We start from the raw sequence: 25,734 nt of genomic DNA, 5'->3' as shown, positions 1-25,734 counted from the left end.
CGGTGATTCACGATCGCTCCGCCGGATGTCGCCTGACGAGCAGGCCAACAAGCCTGCACACACCAGTCATCTTCAGATCCCGTCGTCCACCGTCACCGCCACGCTGCCCGAGCTGACGGTGCAGCGCGTGCGACGGCTCACCGCCTGATCGAGCGCCGGCGCGACGCCGTCGTCGCCCACCTTCGTCACGCGCGTGAACACGACCTGCACGCTGCCCGGCGTGACGGTCACGCTCGAATAGCCCTGGGCATCGAAGTCCACATGCGCGAAGTCGGGATTGCTGTCGGTCACCGCGCTCTCCAGCAGCTCCGATGACGCGAGCAGCGGCGCGATGAATTCCGCCGCGCGGTCCTGCTCGCCGAGCTGGTCGAACAGCGAGCTGCTGCTGATGCCCGCCGTCACGAAGTCCACCAGCACGGCGCGGCCGTCGGTCTCGTTGCTGTCGCGCACGACGCCGGCCTGGAAGCAGTGCAGGTCGCCGGTGAGCGCGACGACATTGCCGATCTGCTGGTCGGCCAGGTAGCCGAGCAGCTCGGCCTTGTGCGTCGGATAGCCGTCCCACTGGTCGCAGTTGACGACATAGGTGCGGTTGTAGGGCGCGGGCAGGTCGAGCCACAGCCGGTTGAGCGCGACCTGGTTGCCCCAGAGCCGCCAGGTCGCGCGGCTCTGCACCATCTGGTCCTTCCACCATTGCGTCTGCGTGGAGCCGAGGATCTGCGGCGGGCGGCCGAGGGCGGTGGTGCGCGCGGCGTCGGCGGCGGCGAGCACATCGCGCTCGACCAGGAAGCGCGATCCGACGGCGTCGTCGCCGTTGACCGGATCATCGCCGTCGGCGCGCGCCACGTCGGCCTCGCGCACGAGATGGTCGTCGCGGTACAGGCGCTCGTCGGTCATGACCAGCGTGGCGAGCGTGCCGAAGGCGAAGCTGCGGTAGAGCCGGATGTTCTCGAAGCTCGCGTTGCTGAGGTCGAAGGCGACGTCGCCCCAGTCCACCGGCGTGTATTCGGCCCAGGCCTGGGTGGCGGCGCGGCGGCGGTCCGTCACCTGCGGATTGGCGTTGGTATAGGTCTCGTGGTCCTGCCAGCAGTCGTCGCTGAACTCGTGGTCGTCCCAGGTGACGATGGCGGTGAAGGCGGCCATGAGCGCCTGAAGCCGCGTGTCGCCGCGATAGGTGCGGTGCAGCGTGCGGTAGTCGGCGAGGCTGACGGCGTGGGTGAGGTCGTTCTCGTCGTCGGTCTTGCCGTCGGGCAGCGAGAGCTTGGGGTGGGCCGGCTCGGCGGCGGTGGGCTGGAAGCCGGTGCGGAAGGCTTCGTAGATGAAATCGCCGAGGTGGAGGATGAAGTCGTAGTCCTCGGCGGCCATCAGGCCCATGGCCTGCCAGTGGTTGACCGACCAGTCCTGGCAGGTGAACACGCCGATGCGCAGCCGCTCGACGCTGGCGGTGGCGGCCGGCGCGGTGCGCGCATGACCGGTGGCGCTGACGTCGCCGCCGGCGCGGAAGCGGTAGTGGTAGGCGGTCGCGGGCGACAGTCCTTCGAGCTTGTGGCGCACGGTGAAGTCGTAGCGCGCCTCGGCGGTGAGCGGCACGCTCGCGACGAGGCTGGCGAAGGCGGTGTCGGTCGCCACCTCCAGCGTCACGGCCACGTCGGCGCTGCCGTTGACGGGCGCGGCGCGGGTCCAGAACACGAGGCTCGCCGGGCGCGGATCGCCGCTCGCCACGCCCTCGGCGAAGCGGTGGTTGCCGGGCGGGAGGGTGGCGCCTTCGTTGTCGTCCCCTTCGTCGTTGCAGCCGGCGAGCGCGGTCGAGACGGTGAAGAAGCCGGTCAGGCGCAGAAACTGGCGGCGGTCCATGGAAGGGCTCCGGCGTGGATGACCGCCGGAGCGTGGAACGCCGCGATGTTGCGCGCGGTCAGGCTTTGCTTCGAGCTGTGCGTGGAGGTTGCAAGCCTTTGCAGCCCATGGGCGTGGGCATCGCTGTTGCGTTGCGGCGAGCGCCGGCCGACGGCGCTCGCGCGGCGCGAGACGCGACCAGCGGCCCGGCTCAGTCCGTGCCGTCCACCGAGATTGCCGTCGTGCCCGCCGTGACGGTGAAGCTCGTCGTCTTCGCCACCGCCGAGGCCAGCGCCGGCGCCGTGCCGTCGGCGTTGAGCTTCGCCACCTTCGTGAAGGTCACCTTGAAGCTGTCGGCCGTCACGGTCGCGCTCGCATAGCCCTGGGCGTCGTGATCGACGTAGGCGAAGTCGGGGTTGTTGGCGCGGATCACGCCGTCGAAGGTCGCGGGCGTGGCCACCAGCGGCGCGAGCGGGCCGCTGCTGCCGCCGGCCGCGAAGTAGCTGTACATCGAGCCGCTGCTGATGCCCGCGCTCACGAAGTCGCAGAGCACGGCGGTGCCGGCCGGCGTGTTGTCGTCGCGCACGACGCCGGCCTGGAAGGCGTGCAGGTCGCCGGTGATGGCGACGACGTTCTTCACCGCGTTGTCGCGCAGGAAGCCGAGCAGCTCGGCCTTGTGCGTCGGATAGCCGTCCCAGACGTCGCCATTGACGACGAACACCTGGTTGTAGGGCGCGGGCGCCGAGGCGGTCAGGTCGAGCCACATGCGGTTGAGCGTCACCTCGTTGCCCCAGACCTTCCAGGTCGCGGCGGATGACTTCATCGTGTCCTTCCACCATTGCGTTTGCGTCGGGCCGAGGATCTGCGGCGCGCGGCCGAGGGCGGTCGTGGCATTGGCCTCGAAGGCGGCGAGCGTCGTGCGCGGCACGAAGTAGCGCGCGCCGATCGAGCTGTTGCCGTCGACCGGATCGGCGCCCGTCAGCGCGGCGTACTGCGCTTCATTCACGGGATGGTCGTCGCGGTAGAGGCGCTCGTCGGTCATGACCAGCGTCATGAGCTTGCCGAACTCGAAGCTGCGGTAGATGCGGATGTTCTGGAAGCCGGCCGCGTCGAGGTCGAAGGCCACGTCGCTCCAGTCCACCGGCATGTACTCGGCCCAGGCCTGGGTCGCGGCGCGGCGGCGCGCGAGCTGCTCGACATTGGCGTTGGTGTAGGTCTGGTGGTCCTGCCAGGCGTCGTCGGTGAACTCGTGGTCGTCCCAGATGACGATGGCCGGGAAGCTTGCGTGCACGGTCTGGAGGCGCGCATCGCCGCGGTAGCGGCGGTAGAGCGAGCGGTAGTCGGCGACGGTGGTGGCGTACTTGCCGCTGCCAAGCGTGGTGCCGTCGGGGAAGGCGAGGGCGGTGTGCGCCGGCTCGGCGGCGCCGGCCTGGAAGTCCTGGCCGATGGTTTCGTAGATGTAGTCGCCGAGGTGGACGACGAAGTCGAAATCCTCGGCGGCCATGAGCGCCATCGCCTGCCAGTGGTTGACGGTCCAGTCCTGGCAGGTGAACCAGCCGAAGCGCAGTTGCGCCGGGCTGCTGTCGGCGGCGGGAGCGGTCCTGGCGCGGCCGACCGCGCTCGTGTCGCTGCCGGCGACGAAGCGGTACCAGTAGCGCGTGCCGGCGACGAGGCCCGTGACCTTGTGGCGCACGGTGAAGTCGTACTTCGACTGCGCGGTGAGGCTGGCGCGCGCCACGATGCTGCCGAACTTGTCGTCGCCGGCGACTTCGAGGCGCAGGGCGACGTCGTCGGTGCCAGTGGCGCGCGAGGCGCGGGTCCAGAACACGAGGCTGGTGGCGCGCGGGTCGCCGCTCGCGACGCCTTCGCTGAAGACGTAGCGGCCGGCGGGTTCGGCCGGCGTGGCGTTGTCGTCGTCGGAACAGGCGGCGAGGCCGGCGGCGGCCGACGAGACGGTGAAGAAGCCGGTCAGGCGCAGGAAGGCGCGGCGATCCATGGGGGCGTGTCCTCTGGGCGATTGCTGGTTGGCAAAGCCCGCGAGTCAGCGCCCGCGCCGTGATGCGGCGGTGACGTTCCGGCGGCGGATTCGTGATGGGCGACGGGCGGCAGGCCGGGACCACCGGCCGATGGCTCATGGGCGCCTGGCCCCTGCAGCCGAGCCCCGCCCGTCGGCCCGATACCATCGCGGGCTTCCGTCGCCGTCCCGCACCGCCCGCCGCCCATGTCCCGCCCGCGCCCCACCACCGTCGCCGACATCCCCGCCTTCGACACGCTCGTCGACGCCCGCTCGCCCGCCGAGTACGCGCTCGACCACATCCCCGGAGCCATCAACTGCCCGGTCCTCGACGACGAGGAGCGCCGCATCGTCGGCACGATCTACAAGCAGCAGGGCGCCTTCGAGGCCCGGCGCGTGGGCGGCGCGATGGTTGCGGCCAATCTCGCGCGCCATCTGCGCGAACGCTTCGCCGACCGGCCGGCGGGCTGGAAGCCGCTCGTGTACTGCTGGCGCGGCGGCATGCGCAGCGGCTCGATGGTCACCTGGCTGCGGCTCGTGGGCTGGGACGCCCAGCAGCTCGCGGGCGGCTACAAGAACTTCCGCAAGCATGTGATCGAGCGGCTGGATGCCGTGGCGCCCACACTGCCGCTGCGCGTGCTGAGCGGCCCGACCGGCAGCGCCAAGACGCGGGTGCTGCAAGCGCTTGCGGCACTCGGCGAGCAGGTGATCGACCTCGAAGCCTGCGCCGCGCACAAGGGCTCGGTGCTCGGCGATCTGCCGGGCGTCGAGCAGCCGTCGCAGAAGCAGTTCGAGACCCGCATTGCCACCGCGCTCGACGGGCTGGATCTCGGGCGGCCGGTGTTCATCGAGGCCGAGAGCCGCAGGATCGGCCGGCTCGCGCTGCCGACGGCGCTGCTCGCGCGGCTGCGCGCCGCGCCCTGCATCGAGATCGACGCGACGCTGGAGGCGCGGCTGTCCTATCTGCTGCGCGACTACGCCTATCTCGGCGACGAGCCCGAGGCGCTCGCGGCAAAGCTGGAGCGGCTGCGCGGGCTGCAAAGCGGCGAGACGATCGCGCGCTGGACCGGCTGGGCGCGCGACCGCGACCTGCCGTCGCTGTTCGCCGAGCTGATGGTGATGCACTACGACCCGCATTACACGCGCTCGCAGTCGGCGCATCTGGCCGGCTTCGCGACGGCCGAGCGGGTGGCGGCGGACGATCTGGGCGAGGACGGGATCGCGCGGCTGGCGCGGGACATCCAGGCGCGCGCCGGCCGCCTGCCGAACGCCGTCAACCCCGGCTGATCGCCAGCCCCGCCGCGCCGGCCTCGACCCGCCCCACCACCGCCGCCCGCGCGAAGCCTTCCGCGCGGAACACGCCGAGCACTTCCTCCACCGCCTCCGGCGCGCAGCTCACCAGCAGCCCGCCCGAGGTTTGCGGATCGGTCAGCAGATCGCGCGCCACCGCCGGCAGCCCCTCGCTGAGCACGACCTCCGCCCCATAGCTCGCCCAGTTGCGCCCCGAAGCGCCGGTGATGCAGCCCTCGGCCGCCAGCGCCTCGGCGCCCTCGATGAGCGGCACCTTCGCCCAGTCGATCGTCACGCCCAGCCCCGAGCCGCGCGCGATCTCCAGCGCATGGCCAGCCAGGCCGAAGCCGGTCACATCCGTCATCGCATGCACGCCGTCGAGCGCCGCGAGCGCCGGCCCCGGCGTGTTGAGCCGCGTGGTCGTGTCGAGCATGCGGGCGTAGCCGTCGGCGTCGAGCTTTCCCTTCTTGAGCGCGGCAGACAGCACGCCCACGCCGATCGGCTTGCCGAGCACGAGCACATCGCCGGCGCGCGCCGCCGCATTGCGCCGCACCCGGTCCGGATGCACGAGGCCGAGCGCGACCAACCCGTAGATCGGCTCGACCGAGTCGATCGTGTGGCCGCCCGCGATCGGGATGCCGGCGGCGCGGCACACGTCCTGGCCGCCCGCGAGGATGCGGCCGATGGTCTCGGGCGGCAGCTTGCCGACCGGCATCGCCACTATGGCGAGCGCGAGGATCGGCCGGCCGCCCATCGCGTACACATCGCTGATCGCGTTGGTCGCGGCGATGCAGCCGAAGTCGTAGGGGTCATCGACGATCGGCATGAAGAAGTCCGTCGTCGCCACCAGCGCCTGCTCGTCGTTGAGGCGGTACACGGCGGCATCGTCGGCGGTTTCTATGCCGACCATCAGCTCGGGCGGGATCAGCCCCGTGCCGGTGTTGCGCAGGATTTCGGACAGCACGCCGGGCGCGATCTTGCAGCCGCAGCCGCCCCCGTGGGAGAAGGCAGTGAGGCGGATCGGCTCGGCTTGGGGCGGGGATTGGGTCATGGCGGCGCGGCGGTGTGGAGGTGGCCCGCGCGGCGGCGGGCGGAAGACGGGGCGGCGCGATGGCGGGCGGCGGCCAGCGTTTCGGCGGGCGGCTCGCGGTCGCGGACCGGGGCGGCGATTGTCGGACAATGCGCGCCTTTTCCGCATCCACGCCCCTGCCGCCATGAACGCCATCACCGCCGTTTCCCGCCGTCGCGCCCGCCGCAATGCGCTGCGCGGCCTCGCCGCCGCCGCGCTCGCCGGCTCCGCCTTCGCCCTCGCGCTGCCCGCCGGCGCCCAGACCACCGTGCTGCGCGTGTCGGCCATCCCCGACGAGGCGCCGACCGAGCTGCAGCGCAAGTTCCGCCCGCTCGGCGACTACCTGAAGAAGGAAACCGGCATCGACGTGCAGTTCACGCCCGTGAGCGATTACGCGGCGGTGGTCGAGGGGCTCGCGAGCAACAAGATCGACCTCGCCTGGCTCGGCGGCTTCACCTTCGTGCAGGCGCGCATCCGCACGAAGGGCGGCGCGACGCCGATCGTCCAGCGCGCCGAGGACGAGAAGTTCACCAGCAAGTTCATCGTGCCGGCGGACAGCCCGGCGAAGACGCTGGCCGACCTCAAGGGTAAGACCTTCGCGTTCGGCGCGCCGTCGTCCACCTCGGGCCATCTGATGCCGCGCTACTTCCTCATGAAGGACGGCATCGACGCCGACCGCGATTTCAGGACGGTGGCCTTCTCGGGCGCGCATGACGCGACGGTCGCCTTCGTCGCCTCGGGCCGGGTCGAGGCCGGCGTGCTCAACGCCTCGGTGTACGAAAAGCTGGTCGAGGCCGGCAACGCCAACGTCGCCAAGGTGCGCGTGCTGGCGACCACGCCGACCTTCTTCGACTACAACTGGACCGTGCGTCCCGGTCTCGACGCCGTGCTCGTGAAGAAGCTGACCGACGCCTTCCTCAAGCTCGACCCGGCCAATCCCGAGCACAAGGAGCTGATGGCGCTCCAGCGCGCGAGCCGCTTCGTGCCGACGAAGTCGTCCAACTACGACGGCATCGAGGCGGCGGCCAAGGCGGCCGGCCTGCTCGAACCGGCGAAGTAAGACGTGCCGGGCAGTCAGGCGGGGCTCCGGCCTTCGGAGGCCGGGCCGGCGGCCGGCGGGGCATCAGCGGGCGCGGTGTCGACGGGTGCGGTATCGGCGGACGAGGTCTTGCAAGCCTTTGCACTCGACGGCGCGGGCGTCGTGCATGCGAACGGCCAGCGCGCGCTCGCGGGCATCACGCTCGCGGCGCGCGCGGGCGAGCGCATCGCGCTGATCGGGCCGTCGGGCGCGGGCAAGACCACGCTGCTGCGCGTGCTGGGCGCGGCGCTGCGGCCGGGCGAGGGCGGGGCGATGCTGCTCGGCGCCGATCCGTGGCGGCTCGGCGCGCGCGAGCTGCGCCGGCTGCGCGCGCGCATCGGCACGGTGCACCAGGCCGCGCCGATCCCGCCGCGCCAGCGCGTGGTGACGGCGGTGCTCGCGGGCCGGCTCGGGCAATGGCCGCGCTGGCGCGCGCTGCTGTCACTGGCCTGGCCGCTCGACACCGCCGGCCCGCGCGAAGCCCTCGCGCGGCTCGATCTCGCCGACCGGCTGTTCGACCGCTGTGACCGGCTTTCCGGCGGCCAGCTCCAGCGCGTCGGTGTCGCGCGCGTGCTTTACCAGCGGCCGGCGCTGCTGCTCGCGGACGAGCCGGTTTCCGCGCTCGATCCGGCGCTCGCCGACGCGACGCTGCGCGTGCTCGCGGCCCAGGCCGAGGCGACGGGCGCGACGCTTGTGGCCTCGCTGCATGCGGTTGAGCTGGCGCTGCGGCACTTTCCGCGCGTGATCGGCCTGCGCGACGGCCGCATCGCCTTCGACCTGCCCGCCGCCGAGGTCACGCCCGCGCGGCTCGCGGCGCTGTACGGCGGCGAGGCCGGGGCGAGGGCGGCATGAACGGCGGCGACACGGGGCGCGTGGCCGCAACCGGCAGCGCGGGCAGCGCGAGCGGTAGAAGCAGCGCAGGCAGCATCGGCGACCCGCCCCCGCGCGATCCGCTCGCCCGCCGCCGCGCGACGCTGCTCGTCATCGCGGTCGCGGCGCTCTGGCCGCTGTTCACGCTCGCCGGCTTCGACCCGGCGGCGCTGATGACGCCGGGCAGCTTCGCGGTCATCGGCAATTTTCTCGCCGCCTTCTTCCCGCCCGAGACCGGCGCCGACTTCCGCGCGCTGCTCTGGCAGGCCACCGCCGAGACGCTCGCGATGGCGACCGCCGGCATCGCGCTCGCGCTGCTCATCGCGCTGCCGCTCGCCTTCGCGATGACGGGCGCGCTGTCGGTGTCGCGCATCGGGCCGGGGCCGCATGCGGCGCGCTCGCGCTGGCTGCGCGCAGTCGCCCGCGCCGCCACGCTCGGGCTGCGCGCGATTCCGGAGGTGGTCTGGGCCCTGGTGTTCGTGCGCGTGTTCGGCCTCGGGCCGGCGGCCGGCGTGCTGGCGTTGGCGATCACCTACGGCGGCATGCTCGCCAAGGTGCATGCCGAGATTCTCGAATCGGTGGACGCCCGCCCGGCGCGCGCGCTGCTGGAGGCGGGCGCCGGCCGCGTCGCCGCGCTCGGCTGGGGGCTGCTGCCCTCGGCCGCGTCGGAGCTGGCGTCGTACACCGTCTATCGCTGGGAGTGCGCGGTGCGCGCCTCGGTGGTGATGGGCTTCGTCGGCGCGGGCGGCCTCGGCCAGCTCATGGACCAGTCGATGAAGATGCTCGCCGGCGGCGAGGCGAGCAGCATCGTGCTCACCTTCGTCGCGCTGGTCTGGCTCGCCGACGGGCTGAGCGCGCTGCTGCGCCGGGGGCTGGCATGACCCCGTCGTCCGGCGCCGACACCACCCGCGCCCGGCGCGACATGCTGGGCCAGCGCCTGCTGATGCTCGCGGTCGCGCTCGGCCTGCTGGGCGCGGTGGCCGCGAGCTTCGCGACGCTCGGCATCGACTTCGGCGCGCTGCTCGGCGCCGAGGCGCTGCGCTCGATGGCCGGCTTCGTGGCCGAATTCTTCCCGCCCGATCTGCGGCCCGGTTTCCTGCGCAAGCTCGGCGAGGCGGCCTTGCAAACGCTTGCGGTGTCTGCGGCGGGCAGCCTGCTGGCGGTGGCGGGCGGGGCGCTGCTGGCGCTGCCGGCGGCGGGGCGCTTCGGCCTCGGTGCGCGGCTGGCGGCGCGGCTCGCGCTCAATCTGCTGCGCAGCGTGCCGGAGCTGGTGTGGGCGGCACTGATGGTGCTGGCGGCCGGGCTCGGGCCCTTCGCGGGCGCGCTCGCGCTGGCGCTGCACACCAGCGGCGTGCTTGGCCGGCTGTTCGCCGAGGCGCTGGAGAACTCACCGGCCACGCCCGAGCGGGCGCTGGTGGAGGCGGGCGCGGGCCGTGTGGTGGCCTTCGCCTGGGGCCGGCTGCCGCTGGTGGCGGCGCAATGCCTGGCCTACTCGCTGTATCGCTGGGAGATGAACATCCGCATGGCCGCCGTGCTCGGCTTCGTCGGCGCGGGCGGGCTGGGCCAGCTGCTGTACTTCCACCTGTCGCTGTTCCACCAGCGGCAGGCGGCGAGCGTGCTGCTGGCCATGTTCGTGCTGGTGCTCGCGGTCGATGCGGCGAGCCAGCGGCTGCGGCGCGGGCTGGCGCCGGCCTGGGGCTGAGCGCGCACCTCTCGGCAGGCGGTTCACGCCGGGCTGCGGTCGTACCAGCGCCAGGGGCCCGCGAACGGGCCCCTGGCGGCTCGGCTGGCCACGCGGGCCGGCCCTGTCGGAGAGATCGTCAGACCCTGAACTGCGCCACCACCGCGTTGAGGCTGTGCGCCTGATCCTGGAGCGACTGGGCCGCCGCCGCCGCCTGCTCGACCAGGGCCGAGTTCTGCTGCGTGGTCGAGTCCATGTGACCGATGGCCTGGTTCACCTGGGCGATGCCGGCGCTCTGCTGGTTGGCGGCGGTGGCCATCTCGGCCATCAGTTCCGTCACCTGCTGCACCGCCTCGACCGCGATGCGGATGGTGTCGCCGGCCTCGTTCACGAGCGTGTTGCCGGTCTCGACGCGGCTGACCGAATCGTTGATGAGCGACTGGATCTGCTTGGCCGAGTCGGCCGCCCGGTGCGCCAGCGCGCGCACCTCGCTCGCCACCACCGCGAAGCCGCGGCCGTGATCACCGGCGCGCGCCGCCTCGACGGCCGCGTTGAGCGCGAGGATGTTGGTCTGGAAGGCGATGCCCTCGATGACCGCGATGATGTCCACCACGCGACGCGACGATTCCTGGATGCCGTTCATGGTCTCGACCACGCGGCCCACGGCGTCGCCGCCGCGCACGGCGATGTTGCTGGCCTCGCGCGTGAGCTGCTCGGCCTGCTGGGCGTTGATCGCGTTGAGGCCGACGGTCGAGGTCAGCTCCTCCATGCTCGCGGCGGTCTGCTGCAGCGATGACGCCTGGGCCTCGGTGCGATGCGACAGGTCGGCATTGCCCGAGGCGATCTCGCCGGTCGCATGCGCCACCGAGGCCGCCGCCTCCGCCAGCCGGGCGATGGTCTTGCGCAGGCCGTCGCGCATGTCGCGCAGGGCCACCATCAGGCTGCCGTGGTCGCCGGGCGCGATCGGCACGTCGACGGTCAGATCGCCGTCGGCGATGCTGCGCGCCAGCCGCGCCGCCATGGCCGGCTCGCCGCCCAGGCTCGCGAGCACCGAGCGGTTGATCCACACCACGAGCCCGAACAGCGCCGCGCCGATCAGCGCGACCACGCTGAACATGCGGATCGTGGTGGCGCGGAAGTCGGCCTCCAGGTCGTCCACGTACATCCCGGCGATCAGGTTCCAGTCCCAGGGCTTGAAGCTGCGCACCACGCTGATCTTGCGCAGCGGCTCCTTGCCGCCCGGCTTGGGCCACAGGTACTCGATGAAGCCGTTGCCCGACTCGCGCGCCACCCGGCTCACCTCGCGGTACACGTAGGTGCCGGCCGGATCGCGGAAGTTGCTCTGGTTGGTGCCGGTCAGCTCGGTCTTGATCGCGTGGCGCACCACGTTCTCGTTCGAGTCGGAGATCGTGAAGTAGCCGTCGCTGCCGTAGCGCAGCGCGGCGATGCGGTCGGTCGCCTGCTTCTTGGCCTCGTCGAGCGACAGCTTGCCGGCCGCGGCGAGCGCCGCGTGCTCGGCCGCGATGCTGTAGGCCATGTCGCCGAGCTGGGACAGGGCGGCCTTGCGGTCGGCCATGCGGTCCGAGCGCGCCTGGAGCGCGCTGAGGAGACCCGCGACGGCAAGACAGGCGAGGCTGGCGATAATCGGCAGCCATAGCCGGGTTCGCAGACTGATGTTCTTCATGGTGGAGGGCCTGTAGGCGAGACGCCCCAGTATTCATGTCCGCTCCGCCGGGCTTCGTTCGGAATACCGGCGTAACAGCCCGCCTTATCCGGCTCACTCTCGGGGTAACTCCCGGATTTCCCAGGGTTTTCCAGCAGGTTCCGTGTTCATGCTCCAGGTTCGTACCGTTTCTTCCTCGCCTGCGCCTGCCGATGGCCTGCGCCGGCTGCGCCTGCCCTTCGACGCGCGCCAGCGCAGCCGGCTCGCCGCCACGCTGGCCGACGGCACGGCGGTGGCGCTGGCCCTGCCGCGCGGCACCGTGCTGCACGATGGCGACCAGCTCGTCGCCAGTACCGGCGAGCATCTGCTGGTCGAGGCCGAGGCCGAGCCGGTCATGCGCGTGACCGCGCTGTCGCCCTATCTGCTGATGCGCGCGCTCTACCACCTCGCCAACCGTCATGTGGCGGTGCAGATCGCCGAGGACCATCTGCTCATCGAGCGCGACCCGGTGCTCGCGCGCATGCTCGCCGGTCTCGGCGCGGAGGTGGTGGCCGACGAGGCGCCCTTCGATCCCGAGACCGGCGCCTATGCGCATTCGCACGGCGCCGATGCCCATGGCCATCACCATCACGCCGACGAGTTCGATCCGGTCTCGGCCTCGGTGGGCGAGCAGCTGTCGATCGAGGCGCATGCGCGTCGCGCGCGGGGCGAGGCGTGAGCGCGGCGCCCGCCGCTCCCGGCGCGCCACTGCCGGCCGCCGAGGCTGCCGGGGCACCGGCCGTCGCGCCGGGGGCCGCCGCCGCGCCGTCCGGCTCGCTGCGTCCGCTGCTCGGGCTGCTGCATCTGGCCAGCCCGGCGCTGCCGGTCGGTGCCTTCGCCTATTCGCAGGCGCTGGAGGCGGCGGTCGAGCACGGCATTGCGGCCGGCGAGCCGCAAGCGCTTGCATGGATCCGCGATCACCTTCGTCTCGTGGTGGCGCGAGTCGAGGCGCCGCTGTGGCTGCGGCTGCATGCGGCGGCGCTCGCGGGCGATGACGCCGGCTTCGCGGAGCTGAACGCGCGCTTCATCGCGCTGCGCGAGACAGCCGAGCTGCGCGCCGAGGCGGTGCAGACCGGCGCCTCGCTGGCACGGGCGCTGCCGGCGCTGGGCGTCGCGGCGCCGGCCTGCGATCCGCTCGCGTTCTGCGCCGGCTTCGCCTGGACCTGTGCCCGGCTCGGCCTGCCGGCGCGCGAGGGGCTGGCGGCCTATCTCTGGGCCTGGGCCGAGAACCAGGTGCTCGCGGCGGTCAAGCTGGTGCCGCTCGGGCAGATGGCGGGCCAGCGCATGCTGGTCGCGCTGCATCCGGAGGTGGAGGCTGCGGTGGCGACGGCCGCCGCGCTCGGCGATGACGACCTCGGCAGCGCGGCGCTCGGCCTCGCGATCGAGTCGGCGCGCCACGAGTCGCAGTACTCGCGGCTGTTCCGGTCCTGAGATCGCAATGCTCGCGGCTGTTCCGGTCTCTTGATGCGCGGCGGACGTCCGGGGCGAGGCGCTGCTGCACCCCGGTGCCGCCGGTGGCGCCGGCCCGCCCGATGCTGCCGGTGCCGGCACGATCTCCCTCAGTCCTGTAGCTCAGCCGTCGCCGCGGGCAGCAGCAGCGTGAAGCGGCTGCCACGGCCGGGTTCGCTTTCGAGCGTGATGTGGCCGCCCTGTTCGTCGGACAGCCGGCGGCAGAGGTAGAGCCCTAGGCCGGTGCCGCCCCGGAGGTGATGGCGCCCCTTGTCGGCCTGGATGAAGGCCTGGAACAGCCGGCTCTGGTCGTCGTGCGAGATGCCGCAGCCGCTGTCGGTCACGCTCAGGCGCACGTGCTTGCCGTCGCCCCCGACTTCCACGCGCACCCAGCCGGCATCGGTGAACTTGATCGCGTTGCCGACCAGGTTGATGACGATCTGCGTGAGCGCGCGCTGGTCGGCCAGCGCCATGGCCGGCTCGGCGGGCAGCTTCAGTTCCAGGTCGAGATGCTTGCCGGCGGCGGTCGAGCGCAGCACCTCGACCGCGTCGCTCACGACGACGCCGGCATCGAGCGGCGCGATGTTGAGCCGGGTCTTGCCGGACTCGACCCGCGCCACGTCGAGCAGGTCGTTGATGAGCGAAAGCAGGTGGCGCGCGCTCGTGTGCACATTGCCGAGCTGGCGCGTCTGGGCCGGGTTGAGCGGGCCGGGCAGGCCGCGCAGCAGCATGTCGGTGAAGCCGAGGATGGCGTGCAGCGGCGTGCGCAGTTCGTGGCTCATGCTGGCCAGGAATTCGGACTTGAGCCGGTTGCTGGCTTCGGCCGCGTCCTTGGCGAGGCTGAGTTCGGCGGTGCGCTCGGCCACCTTGAGTTCGAGTTCGGTGTTGGCGCGGTGCAGGGCGTCGCGCAGCGCGCGCGATTCGGTGACGTCGGTGCCGGTGCCGAACCAGCGCAGCACGCGGCCGTCGTCGCCCAGCAGCGGCACCGCGCGCACGTCGAGCCAGCGATAGCTGCCGTCGCGGCGACGCAGGCGCAGCTCGGTGCGCAGGCCACCGGTGGACCGGGCCTCGTCCCAGGCCGATTGCAGCGCGGCGCGATCGTCGGGATGCACATGGTCGAGCCAGGCGAAGCCGAGCAGCTCGTCGGCGGGGCAGCCGGTGAATTCGGTCCATTGCGGACCGGCGAACTCGCAGCGGCCGTCGGCGCGGCCGGCCCACACGAGCTGCGGCAGCGTCTGCGCGAGCTGGCGGAAGCGCTGCTCGCTGCTGCGCAGCGCGGCCTCGTCGCGATGGCGTTGCAGGCAGATGGCGGCCGTGTGGGCGGCGGTCTCGATCACGTTGAGCTGCTCGGCGTCGGGCGCGGCGGGGCTGCGTCGGAACACCGCGAAATTGCCGAGCCGGCGCTCGTCATGCGTGAGCGGCAGGAACCACATCGAGCCGGCGCCGAAGCCGCAGGGCCCGGCCGCCGACGCCGGCAGGCAGGGCAGGCCGGCCAGCCGCACGAAGGCCGGCGCGCAGCGCCCGCGCGCCTCGCGCAGCTCGGCGAGCTGGGGGTGGCAGGACAGCGCCGCGTCCTGCAGCACGAGCAGGCGGTCGACCGGGCCGCGCGCATGCGCGATGGGCGGCGCGTCGCGTTCGGGGCCGGCACGCGTGACGAGGCAGACCAGTTCCGGGTCCAGCTCCTCGACGCTGGCGATGAGCGCATCGAGCGCGACCTCGACCGGCCGGCCGCTGGCGATGAGTTCGAGCACCGCACGCTGGCCGTGGGCGAGCAGCTCGGCGCGCTTGCGGCCGGTGATGTCGGTGAGGGTGCCGACATAGCCGAGCGCGAACCCTTCGGGACTGACCTCGGGCACGGCCTGGTTGAGCACCCAGACCTCGCGGCCGTCGGCATGCAGCAGCCGGTACTCGTCATGGAAGGCGCGCATGTCCTCGACCGCGTTGCACCAGCGCGCGCGCACGCGGTCGCGGTCGGCCGGATGCACATGCTCATCGAGATCGCGGCCCGATTCGCCGGCCACGAGGCCGCGGATGTCGCGGCAGCGCGCGTTGGAATAGACCTCGTTGCCGAAGGCGTCGGTGCGGTAGATGCCGACCGGCGAGATGCGCGCCAGCGTCTCGAACAGGCGCCGGCTGCTGACCAGCGCGCGCTCCGATTCGCGCTGGGCGCGCGCGGTGGCGAAGGCGACCGCGCCGATGCCCGCGAGCAGCAGCACCGAAAGACAGGCGGCGGCGCGGAACTGGCCGGCCTGTTCGTCGTCGAGCCGGTTGACCTGGGCGCGCAGTTCGGCATCGACGCGCTCGGCATGCTGCTCGACCGACAGGAAGCGCTGGCGCAGCCGGTTGGCGCTGGCCGGATCGGGCGCCGACTGGAAGGCGTCGAGCTGGATGGCCAGGCGGTCGAGCGCGGCGGGCAGCTCGCGCTCGGGGCCGGTGTCGGCGTCGGGCACATGGGCGAGCGCGCCGGCCAGCGCGGTTGCCGCGCGCCGCGCCTCGCCGAGCACGAGTTCGCGCTCGAGGCCGGTGCTGCTGTCGTGCTCGACGGTATCGAGCGCATGCGCCAGTTCGATGCGCGCGCGGTGGATGTCGTCGATCGCGTGGGCGAGGCGGTCGATGGCGCGGCGCTGCCCGAAGTGCAGGCTGACGAACAGCACGCAGATGAGCGCCGACAGCACGATCACGGCCCAGATCAGGCCCCGGGCGCGCCGGGGCGCCGGATCGGCGTCGGGCGGCACGGCCTCGGCGGCAGCGGCACTTTCGGGCAGGGCGAGGGGGCGACCTGCGTTCATTCGCCTGTCCCGGAAGCGGCAGGCGGCGCGGTGGCGACACGGTCGGCCGACGGATGGGAGGGTCGGGGCATGGGCGCGGACGGTTGTCTTGTTGGCGCGGGCGCGACCGGCAGGCGCCAGCAGGTTCGGGCCAGTATAGGTTCGGGTTTCCGGGGCGGGCATCGGGCCACGCCCGGTCGGGGGCGTATTTCCCGACCGCGAGCGCTTGCCCTTGCCAGCCGTGCTCGATCCTTGCGCACGAGCCACGTTGCGCGGCGAGAATGGCGCGCCTTTTACCGATGGAAGCCCATGACTGCGATCACCCCTCCCACTCCTCAGTCCAACCCGCTGCGTGTCGGCGTCGGCGGCCCGGTCGGCTCCGGCAAGACGACGCTCGTCGAGGTGCTTTGCAAGCGCATGCGCGAGCTGTACGACCTCGCGGTGGTGACCAACGACATCTACACCAAGGAAGACGAGCGCCTGCTGGTCGCGGCCGAGGCGCTGCCGGCCGAACGCATCATGGGCGTGGAGACGGGCGGCTGCCCGCACACCGCCATCCGCGAGGACGCCTCCATCAACCTCGAAGCGGTCGACCGCATGAGCAAGCGCTTTCCGTCGCTGGAACTGGTGTTCATCGAATCGGGCGGCGACAACCTCGCGGCCACCTTCAGCCCCGAGCTGAGCGACCTCACGATCTACGTGATCGACGTGGCCGGCGGCGAGAAGATCCCGCGCAAGGGCGGCCCCGGCATCACCAAGAGCGACCTGCTCGTCATCAACAAGATCGACCTCGCGCCGCATGTGGGCGCCTCGCTGCCAGTGATGCGCGGCGACACCGAGCGCATGCGCGGCGCGCGTCCTTACGTGATGACCAACCTCAAGACCGGCGAGGGGCTGGACGAGGTGATCGGTTTCATCATCGAGAAGGGCCTGCTGCCCGACCGGCGCGCCCGCGTCTGAGCCGGCGGCGCGCATGACTCCGGAACAGATCCGGGCGCTCGCGCCCGACGAGGCCTCGTTCAAGGCCGGACGCGGTCTGGCCGCGCCCCGGCTGTGGCTCGCGCCCGGCCGCGTCGAGGGCGGCGCCCTCTGGGGCGAGATGCAGGGCAGCGGCAGCAAGCCCTACCAGACCGTGGCCGATCCGGCCGCCGGCACCTGGCGCTGCACCTGCCCGAGCCGCAAGCAGCCCTGCAAGCACGTGATCGGCCTGCTGTTGTGCGCGGCCGAGCAGGCCGGGCATTTCACGCCGGCCGCGCCGCCCGAGTGGGTGGTGGCCTGGACCGACGCCCGCGCCGCGCGCGCCGACCGCCAGCGCGAACGCGAGGCCCAGAAGGCCGAGACCGCCGCCGCGCCGCCCTCGGCCGCGAGCCAGGCCCGCGCGCGCCAGCGCATCGACCGCATGCGCGACGGCATGGCGCTGACCGACCTCTGGCTGCACGACCGCCTGCGCGAAGGTCTGGCGGGGCTGCGCGGCCAGCCCGCGCGCCACTGGCAGGAAGCGATCAAGCGCCTGATCGACGCCCAGGCCGGCGGCGCGGCCACGCTGCTGCGCCGGCTGCGCGATGCCTTCGACGCGCCCGACTGGCAGGCGCGCGTGGCCGACCGGCTCGCGCGGCTGCATCTGCTCGCGCGCGCCACCGCCCGGCTCGACGAGCTGCCCGAGGCGCTCGCCCACGAGGTGCGCGCCACGCTCGGCCTCGCGCTCGCGCAGGACGAGGTGAGGGCCCAGGGCGAGATCGTGGCCGACGTCTGGGACGTGATCGCGAGCACTCAGGAGCCGGATGAGGAACTGACCGTCTGCCGCGCCTGGCTGCTCGGCCGCGCCACCGGCCGCGAGGCGCTGCTGCTGAGCTTCATCGTGCCGCGCGCGCCGCGCGAGGGGCAGGACTTCGTGGCCGGCCAGTGCTTCGAGGGCGAGCTGGCCTTCTATCCGGGCACGGCGGGCCTGCGCGCGGTGCCACGTTCGCAGGCAGCGGCGGCGCCCGCGCCGCTGGCCGCGCTGCCGGCCGAGCCGGTGGCGGCGGCGCTCGCGCGCTTTGCCGCGCGGCTCGGCGCCAGCCCGTGGATCGAGCAGGCGCCGATGCGTCTCGCCGACGTGCTGCTGGCCGAGGCCGACGGCCAGTCCTGGATGGTCGATGCGGCCGGCGACGCGCTGCCGGTCGCGCTCGGCGCGGCGCGGCGCGACCGGCTCGCGCTGGTTGCCGCCGGCAGCCGCATGCAGGTCGCCGGCGAATGGAACGGCGCCACCTTCACTCCGCTGTCGGCCTGGGTGGCCGGCGAGCGCCATCACGTCTGACCGGAAGCCCGCATGACCCCAAGCTGGGAACCCCTGCTCGCCGCCGCGCTGCTCGGTACCGCGCGCCAGCCCTGGCCCGCGCCCGACGGCCTCGCGCCCGAGGCCGCGCTGCTGCGCGAACTGAGCGCCGCCGCCGCCCTGCGCCGCGCCGCGCTGCCGCCCCGCCGGCTCGACGTGCCCGACGCGCCGGCCGATCTTTCCGCCGAGCCGGCCTGCCCGGCGCAGGCCGGGCTGGTGCTCGCCGCGCTGATCGACCGTGGCGCCTGGGCGCTGGCGGATGAATGGCTCGACATCGCGCTCGACCACGGCTGGGGCCTGCCGCCGGCCGCGCTCGCGCCGCTGCTCGACCGCCTGCGCGACCAGCCCCGCTGGCGCGCGCCGCTGGCCCGGCTCGCGCCGGGGCGGCTGCGCTGGTGGCTGCGCGAGCAGCCGGGCGCGGCGCGCGAAGCCTTCTTCCCCGATCCCGACGCGCTCGCGGCGCGCTGGTCGGTCACGCCCTTCGACGAGCGCGCGGCCGGCTTCGGCGCCTTGCGCGCCCGCGATCCGGCTGGCGCGCTCGCCTGCCTGCGCTCGACCTGGAAGGGCGACGCGGCCGAGCAACGCGCGCGCCTGCTCGGCGGGCTGCTAGACGCGCTGTCCGATGCCGACGAGCCCTTCCTGCTCGACGCGCTGGCCGACCGTTCCGCCGAGGTGCGCCAGACCGCCGTCGGCCTGCTCGGCCGGCTCGTCGCGCTCGGCGGCGGCGCGGCCTGGCTGGCGCGGGTGCAAGCGCATGCGCTGCCGCTGCTGTCGGTCGAGCGCGCGGTCATCCGCGTCGCGCTGCCGGCCGAGCTGCCCGCGCCCGTCGCGGCGGCGCTCGCCATCGAGGTCAAGCCGCCCAAGGGCATGGCGATCGGCGAGCGGGCCTGGTGGGCACGCCAGCTCGTCGCGCGCGTGCCGCCGAAGCTGTGGCGCGAACGGCTCGGGCTGCCGTCCGACCAGTGGCTCGCCGCCGCCGATGCCGACCATGCCGACTGGCTGCCGTCGGCCTGGCGCGCCGCCGCGCTCGCGCATGCCGATGCCGAGGCGCTCGCGGCGCTGTTCCCGGCCGGCAAGCGGCGCGTGGTGGCGGCCTGGCGCAACGACTGCCCGGCCGACGCGCTGGCCTTGCTGCCCGTCGGCCTGCGCCTCGCGGTGGCGCGCGCGGCGCTCGCTGCCGGCAACCTCGACTGGGCGCTGACGCTGCTGACCAGCCTGCCGCGCCCCTGGGACGACGCGACCTGCGCGGCACTGACCGAGCACCTGCTCGCCACCCGCCGCATCGAGCTGGACGACCCGCGCCTCCATGCCCGCATCGACCTCGAACGCCTGCTCGCCGCGCGCGGCTCGGCCGCCGGCCTGCGCGACTGGCTGCGCCGGCATGACGCGCTCATCGAGGCCGAGGCACTCGAAAAGCGCCTCGCCGAGGCACGCGCCATCGCGGCCCTCACCGATCCCGACGCGGTCATCGAACTCAAGCCGCCCGAGGAGATCGTCGCCGCGATGCCGGCGCCGCCGCCCACCACCGACTTCGTCATCCTTCCCGCCCTCGTCGCCGAGCGCATCGCGCTGCACGACAGCCTGACCCCGTCCACGAAAGCCAACTCATGACCGCCACCGTCCTGCGCCAGCACGCCGAACAGCAGTACGCCGCCGAACTCGCCGCGCTCGCCGCCGCCGACGACCGTCCGCGCCCGCCGCGCTGGCGCCTCTCGCCGTGGGCCGTCGTCACCTATCTCGTCGGCGGCACGCTGGCCGACGGCACGGTCATCTCGCCCAAGTACATCGGCAGCCGCCGGCTGATGGAGATCGCCGTGGCCACGCTCGCCACCGATCGCGCGCTGCTGCTCATCGGCGTGCCCGGCACGGCCAAGAGCTGGGTCAGCGAGCATCTGGCGGCCGCCATCTCGGGCGACTCGACGCTCACCGTGCAGGGCACGGCCGGCACCAGCGAGGAGTCGCTGCGCTACGGCTGGAACTACGCGCTGCTGCTGTCGCGCGGGCCGACGCCCGAGGCCATCGTGCCGAGCCCGGTCATGCGCGCGATGGAAGCCGGCAGCCTCGTGCGCATCGAGGAACTCACGCGCATCCCGTCCGACGTGCAGGACACGCTCATCAGCCCGCTGTCCGAAAAGACGCTGCCCGTGCCCGAACTCGGCATCGAGCGCCAGGCGGCCGAGGGCTTCAACCTCATCGCCACCGCCAACAACCGCGACCGCGGCGTGAACGAGCTGTCGTCGGCGCTCAAGCGGCGCTTCAACACCGTGGTGCTGCCCACGCCCGCGACGCTGGCCGAGGAGGTGGCCATCGTCGAGCAGCGCGTCGCCGCCCAGGGCCGCGCGCTGCGCCTGCCGGGCACGCCGCCGGCGGCCGAGCAGATCGCGCGCGTGGTCACGCTGTTCCGCGAGCTGCGCAACGGCATCACCGAGGACGGCAAGACCAAGGTGAAGTCGCCGTCGGGCACGCTCAGCCCGGCCGAGGCCATCTCGGTGCTGAGCCATGGCTGGTCGCTCGCGGCGCATTTCGGCGACGGCCTGCCGGGCGCCCACGACCTCGCGGCCGGCGTGCTCGGCGCGGTCATCAAGGACCCGGCCCAGGACCCGGCCATCTGGCGCGAATACCTCGACACCGTGGTGCGCGAGCGCGAGGACTGGCGCGACCTCTACCGCGCCTGCCGCGAACTGGCCTGACGCGCGCATGACCGCCTGCCAGATCTACGGCATCCGCCACCACGGCCCGGGCAGCGCGCGCAGCCTGCTCGGCGCCCTCGACCGCCAGCGGCCCGACGTGCTGCTGCTGGAGATGCCGGCCGACGCCGAAGCCCAGGCCGCGCTCGCCACGCTGGCGCGCGAGGGCTTCGCGCCGCCGGTCGCGCTGCTGCTCTACCGCGCCGACGCGCCCCAGCGCTGCGTCTATCTGCCGTTTGCGAACTTCTCGCCCGAATGGCAGGCGCTGCGCTGGGCCGCCGCCAACGGCGTGCCGGTGCGGCTGATGGACCTGCCGATGGCGCTCCAGCTCGCCGATGCGCCGGAGGAGGAGGGCGCGGCGCCGGTTGACGGCGATGGCGCGACCGCCGCCGGCGACCCGGCCGCCGTCGCGCCGGACGCCGTCGCGGGCGAGGCCGACGCCAGCGCCGCGCCGCCCGCCTCCGTCCCCGCCGTGCCTTCGGCCGTCGCTCCGGCGCCGGCCGACGCGCCCGCCGGCGCCGACCCGGTTCCGCCCGAGCCCGACCGCCTCGACGCCCTCGCGCGCCTTGCCGGCTACGACGACGCCGAGCGCTGGTGGGACCACCTCGTCGAGACCCATCCGGCCGGCTTCGACATCTTCGACGCCGTGGCCGGCGCCATGGCCAGCCTGCGCGAGCACGAGCCGCCGCCCGTCGGCCGCGAGGCGCTGCGCGAAGCCTTCATGCGCCAGTCCATCCGCGCCGCGCGGCGCGAGAAGTTCACCAACCTCGCCGTCGTCTGCGGCGCTTGGCATGCGCCCGCGCTCGCCAATCCCGGCCCCGCCGCGCCCGACGCCGCGCTGCTCAAGGGCCTGCCCAAGGCCAAGATCGCGGCCTGCTGGATTCCCTGGACCCATGCCCGCCTCGCGCGGCGCAGCGGCTACGGCGCGGGCGTCGAGGCGCCCGGCTGGTACGCCCACCTCTGGGGCAGCCACGGCCAGCCCGCGCGCCGTGTCACCACCGGCTGGCTCGCGCGCTGCGCCGCCACGCTGCGCGAGCGCGACATCGGCATCTCGTCGGGCCATGTGATCGAGGCGGTGCGGCTCGCCGAGGGCCTCGCCGGTCTGCGCGGCCGCGAGCTGCCCGATCTCGCCGACCTGCGCGACGCCATCACCACCGTGCTCGGCGAGGGCGAATCGGCCCGGCTCGCGCTGCTGGAGCGCGACCTGTTCGTCGGCGACCTCATCGGCGAGGTGCCCGACGACGCCTCCACCGTGCCGCTGCTGCTCGACCTGCAACAGCGCCAGAAGCGGCTGCGCCTGCCGATCACCACCGAGCCCAAGCCGCTCGAACTCGACCTGCGCAAGCCCGGCGACCTCGACCGCAGCCGGCTGCTGCACCGGCTTGGCGCGCTCGACATCCGCTGGGCGCGGCTCGGCCGCGACGACGGACGCGGCTCCTTCCGCGAGCGCTGGACGCTCACCTGGAAGCCCGAACTCGCGGTGGACGTGGTCGAGGCCGCGATCTGGGGCGCGACTGTCGAGAGCGCCGCCGCCGCCCGGCTCGCCGACCGCGCCCGCGCGGCCGCCGCGAGCCAGCCGCCCGATCTCGCCGCGCTGGTCGAGACGCTGCATCTCGCGCTGCTGGCCGATCTGCGCGAGCTGCTGCCGCGTCTGGTCGCCGCCGTGGCCGATGCCGGCGCCGCCACGCATGACGTTGATCTGCTGCTCGCGGCGCTGCCCGGCCTCGCGCGGCTGGTGCGCTACGGCGACGTGCGCAACACCGACAGCGCGCTGTCGCGGCCGGCGGCGGTCGGTCTCGCGCTGCGCGCGGCGGCCGGGCTGGTGCCGGCCTGCCAGTCGCTGTCGGACGAGGCCGCGCTCGCGCGCTGGCAGCGGCTCGCGCCCGCGAGCGAGGCCGTGCCGCTGCTCGGCGACGCCGGGCTCGACGCGCTGTGGTTCGGCGCGCTGCGCAAGCTGGCCGAGGGCGAGCAGGTGCACGGCCGGCTGCGCGGCGGCTGCGCCCGCATCGCCTACGACCGCCACGACTGGAGCGCCGACGACACGGCGCTGCACATGGGCCGGGCGCTGTCGCGCGCCGCCGCGCCCGCCGACGCTGCCGCCTGGGTCGAGGGCTTCCTCGGCGGCAGCGGTCTGCTGCTGGTGCATGACGACCGGCTGTTCGACGTGCTCGACGGCTGGGTGCGCGGCCTGAGCGCCGAGCATTTCACCGCCGTGCTGCCGCTGCTGCGGCGCGCCTTCTCGGCCATCGAGCCGGGCGAGCGGCGCCAGCTCGGCCAGCGCGCCGCGCGCGGCGGCACGGCCATCGCGGCCGGCGCGCCCGAGGCCGGGCTCGACCCGGCGCGCGCCGCCGTCGCAGCGCCGGTGCTGGCGCTGCTGCTCGGCGCGCCGCTGCCGGCCGCGCTGGCGGGCATCGCCGCGCCGGCTGGGACGGGCGCGGGCGCCATGTCCGCCGGCGTGGCCGCCAGCCCCGGTGCCACGCCGGCCGGTGTGGCCGCGAGTACCGGTGCCATGCCCGCCAGCACCGCGCCGTCGGCGTCGCCCGCCGACGCCTCCCTTTCCCCCGACGCTCCGGTCACGCTGCCATGAACGACGCTCCGCCCACCGACGCCGCGCTGCGCTGGCGCCTCATCCTCGGCAGCGAGGCCGACGCCTGCTTGGGCGGTCGTCCGCTCGCCGGCGACGACGCGGCGATCGACCGCGCGCTCGGCGCCCTCTACGAACCGCCGTCCGACCGCGGCCGGCGCGGCGGCCTCGGCGCCTCGGCACCGGGCGTCGCGCGCTGGCTCGGCGACATCCGCAACTACTTCCCGGCCTCGGTCGTGCGGCTGATGCAGCAGGACGCGATCGAGCGGCTCGACCTGCGCCGCCTGCTGCTCGAACCCGAGATGCTCGACAGCGTCGAGCCCGACGTGCATCTGGCCGCCACCCTGGTTTCGCTCGCGGGCGTGATTCCGGAGCGCACCAAGGAGACGGCGCGGTTGGTGGTGCGCCGCATCGTCGATGAGCTGGAGCGCCGCCTGGCCCAGCCGCTGCGCCAGGCCATCGCCGGCAGCCTCGACCGTTCGACACGAACGCGCCGGCCGCGCCCGGCCGAGATCGACTGGCCGCGCACCATTCGCGCCAACCTGCGCCACTGGCAGCCCGAGTACCGCACCGTCATTCCGGCCGAGCGCATCGGTCACGGCCGGCGCAGGCGCGCGTTGCGGCGCATCGTGCTGTGCATCGACCAGAGCGGCTCGATGGCGGCGTCGGTCGTGTATTCGAGCGTGTTCGCGGCGGTGATGGCCTCGCTGCCGGCGGTGGACACGCGCATGGTCGTGTTCGACACGGCGGTAGTCGATCTGACGCACAAGCTGGCCGATCCGGTGGACGTGCTGTTCGGCATCCAGCTCGGCGGTGGCACCGACATCGCCCAGGCGCTGCGCTACTGCCGCGACGGCATCGAGGACCCGACCGACACCATCCTCGTGCTCATCAGCGACCTGATCGAGGGCGGCAACCGCGGGCCGCTGCTGCGCGTGATGCACGAGCTGGTGTCGGCCGGGGTGCAGGTGATCACGCTGCTGGCGCTGTCCGACGAGGGCAAGCCGGCCTATGACCACGAGACGGCGGCCAACTTCGCCGCGCTCGGCTCGCCGGCCTTCGCCTGCACGCCCGATCTGTTTCCGGAGCTGATGGCGGCCGCGATCGACCGCCGCGACCTCGGCGGCTGGCTGGGCGAGCGAGGGATCGTCTCGGGCTGAGGGCGCGGCCGGCGGCGCGCGCCGCCGGTTCAGCGAGTGGCGACCGGCCTGATCTCGGCCTCGCGCACGGCGACGCCGTCGCTCCACTGGCCCATGAAGCGCTGGCGCGCGGTGTCGCCGAGGGCGGTGTCGCGGCCGGTGCCGTAGAAGGCGGCGTCGGTGAGGGCGTCGAACAGCTTCCACAGCCCGAACCAGTCGAGCGCATCGACGGCGGCGCGCGGGGCGGCGGCATGCTCGACGCTCGCGGCGATGTCGGCCTCGACACCGTCGGCGAGGCGTTCTCGCACGCGGTCGCGCATGCGCTCGCGCACGCTCGGCAGACCGGCGCCGCGCGGCTCGCCGTTGTCGTAGCCGTCATCGGGCGCGAGGGCCATGAAATGGTCGGCGCGCAGGCCGGGGCGGCCGTGGTCGTCGGAACGCAGCACGACGAGGTTCTTGTCGGCGGCGGCGACGCGCGTGCTTTCGGCCACGAGGCGGCGCGCGTCGGCCTCGCCGGCGAAGCGGTCGGCGTCGCCCGCCACGGCGAGCAGGAGGGTGCCGGGCGGGATGGCGCCGAGGTCGGGCAGGGCGTAGCCGGCATCGGCGCGGGCCTTGTCGCTCAGGCCGGGCGCGACGGCCATGACGGCGCGCGGCGCGGGCAGGTTTTCGGCGTCGGCGCGTGCGGCGAGCGTTGCCGCGATCAGCGCGCCGACCGAATGACCGACGTAGGCGACGCGATCGAGCCGGGGCTGGACATGGCCTGGCTCGTTCACGAGCTGGGCCAGCGCGGTGCGCACCGCCGCTGCCGCGAGCGGCGCGAAGCGCACCGGCTCGGTGCCGAGGTCGGCCTGATAGCGCGGGAACACGACGATCGCGCCGCGCCGCGCGATGTGATCGATCCAGGCGCCGTACACGCGCGGGTTGGTGCCGCCCCAGCCGTGCAGGAAGACCACGACCGGCGCGCTGCCCGGTCGCGGCTGGCTTGGTTCGTACACCCATACCTCGCCGTCACCCTGGCCGTAGCGGTTGCGCAGCACGGCCGCGTGCGGCAGCGCCGCGCCGCCGGGGCCGCTCGCGGGCTGGGCGGGCGCGGCCGGCAGCGCGGCGGCGACGGGATTGCCGTCGGCATCGCGCGACGCGTCGTCGCGGCGGTCGGTCGCAAGGAAGAACAGCAGCAGCGCGAGCGCGGCGGCGATCGCCACGCGCAGGCCGACGCGGATCCAGCGGTCAGGGGTGTCGCGGTGCACGTGGCGCATCCC

19 protein-coding genes are annotated in these 25,734 nt (G+C 73.8%); 13 read left to right on the top strand and 6 right to left on the bottom strand.

The genetic code is table 11. The features are described 5' to 3' along the window. Positions 1-72 precede the first annotated feature (72 nt). Together H566_RS0119045 and H566_RS0119040 are read right to left on the bottom strand one after the other, a co-directional pair. Positions 73-1,851: an alkaline phosphatase D family protein gene (locus H566_RS0119045; RefSeq protein ID WP_028312687.1), complete on the bottom strand. Its 1,779-nt coding sequence runs from the start codon at positions 1,849-1,851 to the stop codon at positions 73-75. 190 nt (positions 1,852-2,041) lie between these two features. Then, positions 2,042-3,826, bottom strand: a complete 1,785-nt coding sequence (locus tag H566_RS0119040; protein ID WP_028312686.1) for an alkaline phosphatase D family protein — start codon at positions 3,824-3,826, stop codon at positions 2,042-2,044. 225 nt (positions 3,827-4,051) lie between these two features. Between H566_RS0119040 and mnmH the strand changes: the two genes are divergently transcribed. Beyond that, on the top strand, positions 4,052-5,131 hold the full coding sequence (gene mnmH, locus H566_RS26375) for a tRNA 2-selenouridine(34) synthase MnmH (RefSeq protein WP_051379005.1): 1,080 nt from the start codon (positions 4,052-4,054) through the stop codon (positions 5,129-5,131). On the opposite strand, the gene selD is transcribed toward mnmH, so the two are convergent. Further along, the gene (gene selD / locus H566_RS0119030) at positions 5,118-6,185 is read right to left on the bottom strand and encodes a selenide, water dikinase SelD (RefSeq protein WP_028312685.1); all 1,068 of its coding nucleotides are present in this window, start codon (positions 6,183-6,185) and stop codon (positions 5,118-5,120) included. The genes mnmH and selD overlap by 14 nt on opposite strands. 163 nt (positions 6,186-6,348) lie before the next feature. Here selD and H566_RS0119025 point away from each other — a divergent pair, with 163 nt between their 5' ends. From H566_RS0119025 to H566_RS29775, 4 genes are all read left to right on the top strand, one after another. Then, positions 6,349-7,263, top strand: a complete 915-nt coding sequence (locus H566_RS0119025) for a putative selenate ABC transporter substrate-binding protein (protein ID WP_034412241.1) — start codon at positions 6,349-6,351, stop codon at positions 7,261-7,263. Between the two features lie 108 nt (positions 7,264-7,371). Beyond that, positions 7,372-8,133, top strand: a complete 762-nt coding sequence (locus H566_RS26370) for a phosphonate ABC transporter ATP-binding protein (protein ID WP_034412485.1) — start codon at positions 7,372-7,374, stop codon at positions 8,131-8,133. Further along, positions 8,130-9,032, top strand: coding sequence for a PhnE/PtxC family ABC transporter permease (locus tag H566_RS29780; protein WP_211238120.1), 903 nt, complete (start codon positions 8,130-8,132; stop codon positions 9,030-9,032). The genes H566_RS26370 and H566_RS29780 overlap by 4 nt, the downstream gene beginning before the upstream one ends. Beyond that, on the top strand, positions 9,029-9,853 hold the full coding sequence (locus tag H566_RS29775) for a PhnE/PtxC family ABC transporter permease (protein WP_425387961.1): 825 nt from the start codon (positions 9,029-9,031) through the stop codon (positions 9,851-9,853). The genes H566_RS29780 and H566_RS29775 overlap by 4 nt, the downstream gene beginning before the upstream one ends. Before the next feature lie 118 nt (positions 9,854-9,971). Here H566_RS29775 and H566_RS0119005 read toward each other — a convergent pair whose 3' ends face one another. Next, entirely contained in the window at positions 9,972-11,516 is a 1,545-nt protein-coding gene (locus tag H566_RS0119005) for a methyl-accepting chemotaxis protein (protein WP_028312681.1), read from the bottom strand. Between the two features lie 148 nt (positions 11,517-11,664). Between H566_RS0119005 and ureE the strand changes: the two genes are divergently transcribed. Together ureE and H566_RS0118995 are read left to right on the top strand one after the other, a co-directional pair. Continuing rightward, positions 11,665-12,213: an urease accessory protein UreE gene (ureE, locus tag H566_RS26365; protein WP_051379004.1), complete on the top strand. Its 549-nt coding sequence runs from the start codon at positions 11,665-11,667 to the stop codon at positions 12,211-12,213. Between the two features lie 98 nt (positions 12,214-12,311). Further along, a complete protein-coding gene (locus tag H566_RS0118995) occupies positions 12,312-12,965 on the top strand; it encodes an urease accessory protein UreF (protein ID WP_028312680.1) in 654 nt (217 codons plus the stop codon). 128 nt (positions 12,966-13,093) lie between these two features. Here H566_RS0118995 and H566_RS0118990 read toward each other — a convergent pair whose 3' ends face one another. Next, positions 13,094-15,772, bottom strand: coding sequence for a PAS domain-containing protein (locus H566_RS0118990; RefSeq protein WP_028312679.1), 2,679 nt, complete (start codon positions 15,770-15,772; stop codon positions 13,094-13,096). 288 nt (positions 15,773-16,060) lie between these two features. On the opposite strand from H566_RS0118990, the gene ureG reads away from it, so the two are divergent. From ureG to H566_RS0118960, 6 genes are read left to right on the top strand one after another with little or no spacing between them, the layout of a single operon-like run. After that, positions 16,061-16,711: an urease accessory protein UreG gene (gene ureG, locus H566_RS0118985; RefSeq protein ID WP_028312678.1), complete on the top strand. Its 651-nt coding sequence runs from the start codon at positions 16,061-16,063 to the stop codon at positions 16,709-16,711. 13 nt (positions 16,712-16,724) lie between these two features. Continuing rightward, positions 16,725-18,047: an SWIM zinc finger family protein gene (locus H566_RS0118980; protein WP_028312677.1), complete on the top strand. Its 1,323-nt coding sequence runs from the start codon at positions 16,725-16,727 to the stop codon at positions 18,045-18,047. A gap of 12 nt (positions 18,048-18,059) precedes the next feature. Continuing rightward, on the top strand, positions 18,060-19,676 hold the full coding sequence (locus H566_RS0118975; RefSeq protein ID WP_028312676.1) for a DUF5691 domain-containing protein: 1,617 nt from the start codon (positions 18,060-18,062) through the stop codon (positions 19,674-19,676). Continuing rightward, entirely contained in the window at positions 19,673-20,755 is a 1,083-nt protein-coding gene (locus H566_RS0118970; protein ID WP_028312675.1) for an ATP-binding protein, read from the top strand. Before H566_RS0118975 ends, H566_RS0118970 begins: the two co-directional genes overlap by 4 nt. Before the next feature lie 7 nt (positions 20,756-20,762). Continuing rightward, positions 20,763-23,339, top strand: coding sequence for a DUF5682 family protein (locus tag H566_RS26360; RefSeq protein WP_051379003.1), 2,577 nt, complete (start codon positions 20,763-20,765; stop codon positions 23,337-23,339). Further along, complete coding sequence (locus H566_RS0118960) at positions 23,336-24,496, top strand: VWA domain-containing protein (RefSeq protein ID WP_028312674.1); 1,161 nt, start codon at positions 23,336-23,338, stop codon at positions 24,494-24,496. Before H566_RS26360 ends, H566_RS0118960 begins: the two co-directional genes overlap by 4 nt. 29 nt (positions 24,497-24,525) lie before the next feature. Here H566_RS0118960 and H566_RS30435 read toward each other — a convergent pair whose 3' ends face one another. After that, the gene (locus tag H566_RS30435) at positions 24,526-25,731 is read right to left on the bottom strand and encodes an alpha/beta hydrolase fold domain-containing protein (RefSeq protein WP_051379002.1); all 1,206 of its coding nucleotides are present in this window, start codon (positions 25,729-25,731) and stop codon (positions 24,526-24,528) included. Positions 25,732-25,734 lie beyond the last annotated feature (3 nt).

The sequence above is a fragment of the Derxia gummosa DSM 723 genome (assembly GCF_000482785.1).
Taxonomy (GTDB): Bacteria; Pseudomonadota; Gammaproteobacteria; order Burkholderiales; family Burkholderiaceae_E; genus Derxia; species Derxia gummosa.
Note: the sequence above shows the minus strand (reverse complement) of the source record. Positions and strands in the feature narration are given on the sequence as shown.

Bases quoted from the DNA above. Each gene is read 5' to 3' on its own strand.
- H566_RS29780 (WP_211238120.1), top strand. From the start codon at position 8,130: ATGAACGGCGGCGACACGGGGCGCGTGGCCGCAACCGGCAGCGCGGGC.
- ureG (WP_028312678.1), top strand. From the start codon at position 16,061: ATGACTGCGATCACCCCTCCCACTCCTCAGTCCAACCCGCTGCGTGTC.
- H566_RS0119005 (WP_028312681.1), bottom strand. From the start codon at position 11,516: ATGAAGAACATCAGTCTGCGAACCCGGCTATGGCTGCCGATTATCGCC.
- H566_RS0119025 (WP_034412241.1), top strand. From the start codon at position 6,349: ATGAACGCCATCACCGCCGTTTCCCGCCGTCGCGCCCGCCGCAATGCG.
- H566_RS0119045 (WP_028312687.1), bottom strand. From the start codon at position 1,851: ATGGACCGCCGCCAGTTTCTGCGCCTGACCGGCTTCTTCACCGTCTCG.
- H566_RS0119040 (WP_028312686.1), bottom strand. From the start codon at position 3,826: ATGGATCGCCGCGCCTTCCTGCGCCTGACCGGCTTCTTCACCGTCTCG.
- H566_RS0118970 (WP_028312675.1), top strand. From the start codon at position 19,673: ATGACCGCCACCGTCCTGCGCCAGCACGCCGAACAGCAGTACGCCGCC.
- H566_RS0118980 (WP_028312677.1), top strand. From the start codon at position 16,725: ATGACTCCGGAACAGATCCGGGCGCTCGCGCCCGACGAGGCCTCGTTC.
- ureE (WP_051379004.1), top strand. From the start codon at position 11,665: ATGCTCCAGGTTCGTACCGTTTCTTCCTCGCCTGCGCCTGCCGATGGC.
- selD (WP_028312685.1), bottom strand. From the start codon at position 6,185: ATGACCCAATCCCCGCCCCAAGCCGAGCCGATCCGCCTCACTGCCTTC.
- H566_RS29775 (WP_425387961.1), top strand. From the start codon at position 9,029: ATGACCCCGTCGTCCGGCGCCGACACCACCCGCGCCCGGCGCGACATG.
- H566_RS26360 (WP_051379003.1), top strand. From the start codon at position 20,763: ATGACCGCCTGCCAGATCTACGGCATCCGCCACCACGGCCCGGGCAGC.
- H566_RS0118990 (WP_028312679.1), bottom strand. From the start codon at position 15,772: ATGAACGCAGGTCGCCCCCTCGCCCTGCCCGAAAGTGCCGCTGCCGCC.
- H566_RS0118960 (WP_028312674.1), top strand. From the start codon at position 23,336: ATGAACGACGCTCCGCCCACCGACGCCGCGCTGCGCTGGCGCCTCATC.
- mnmH (WP_051379005.1), top strand. From the start codon at position 4,052: ATGTCCCGCCCGCGCCCCACCACCGTCGCCGACATCCCCGCCTTCGAC.
- H566_RS0118975 (WP_028312676.1), top strand. From the start codon at position 18,060: ATGACCCCAAGCTGGGAACCCCTGCTCGCCGCCGCGCTGCTCGGTACC.
- H566_RS30435 (WP_051379002.1), bottom strand. From the start codon at position 25,731: ATGCGCCACGTGCACCGCGACACCCCTGACCGCTGGATCCGCGTCGGC.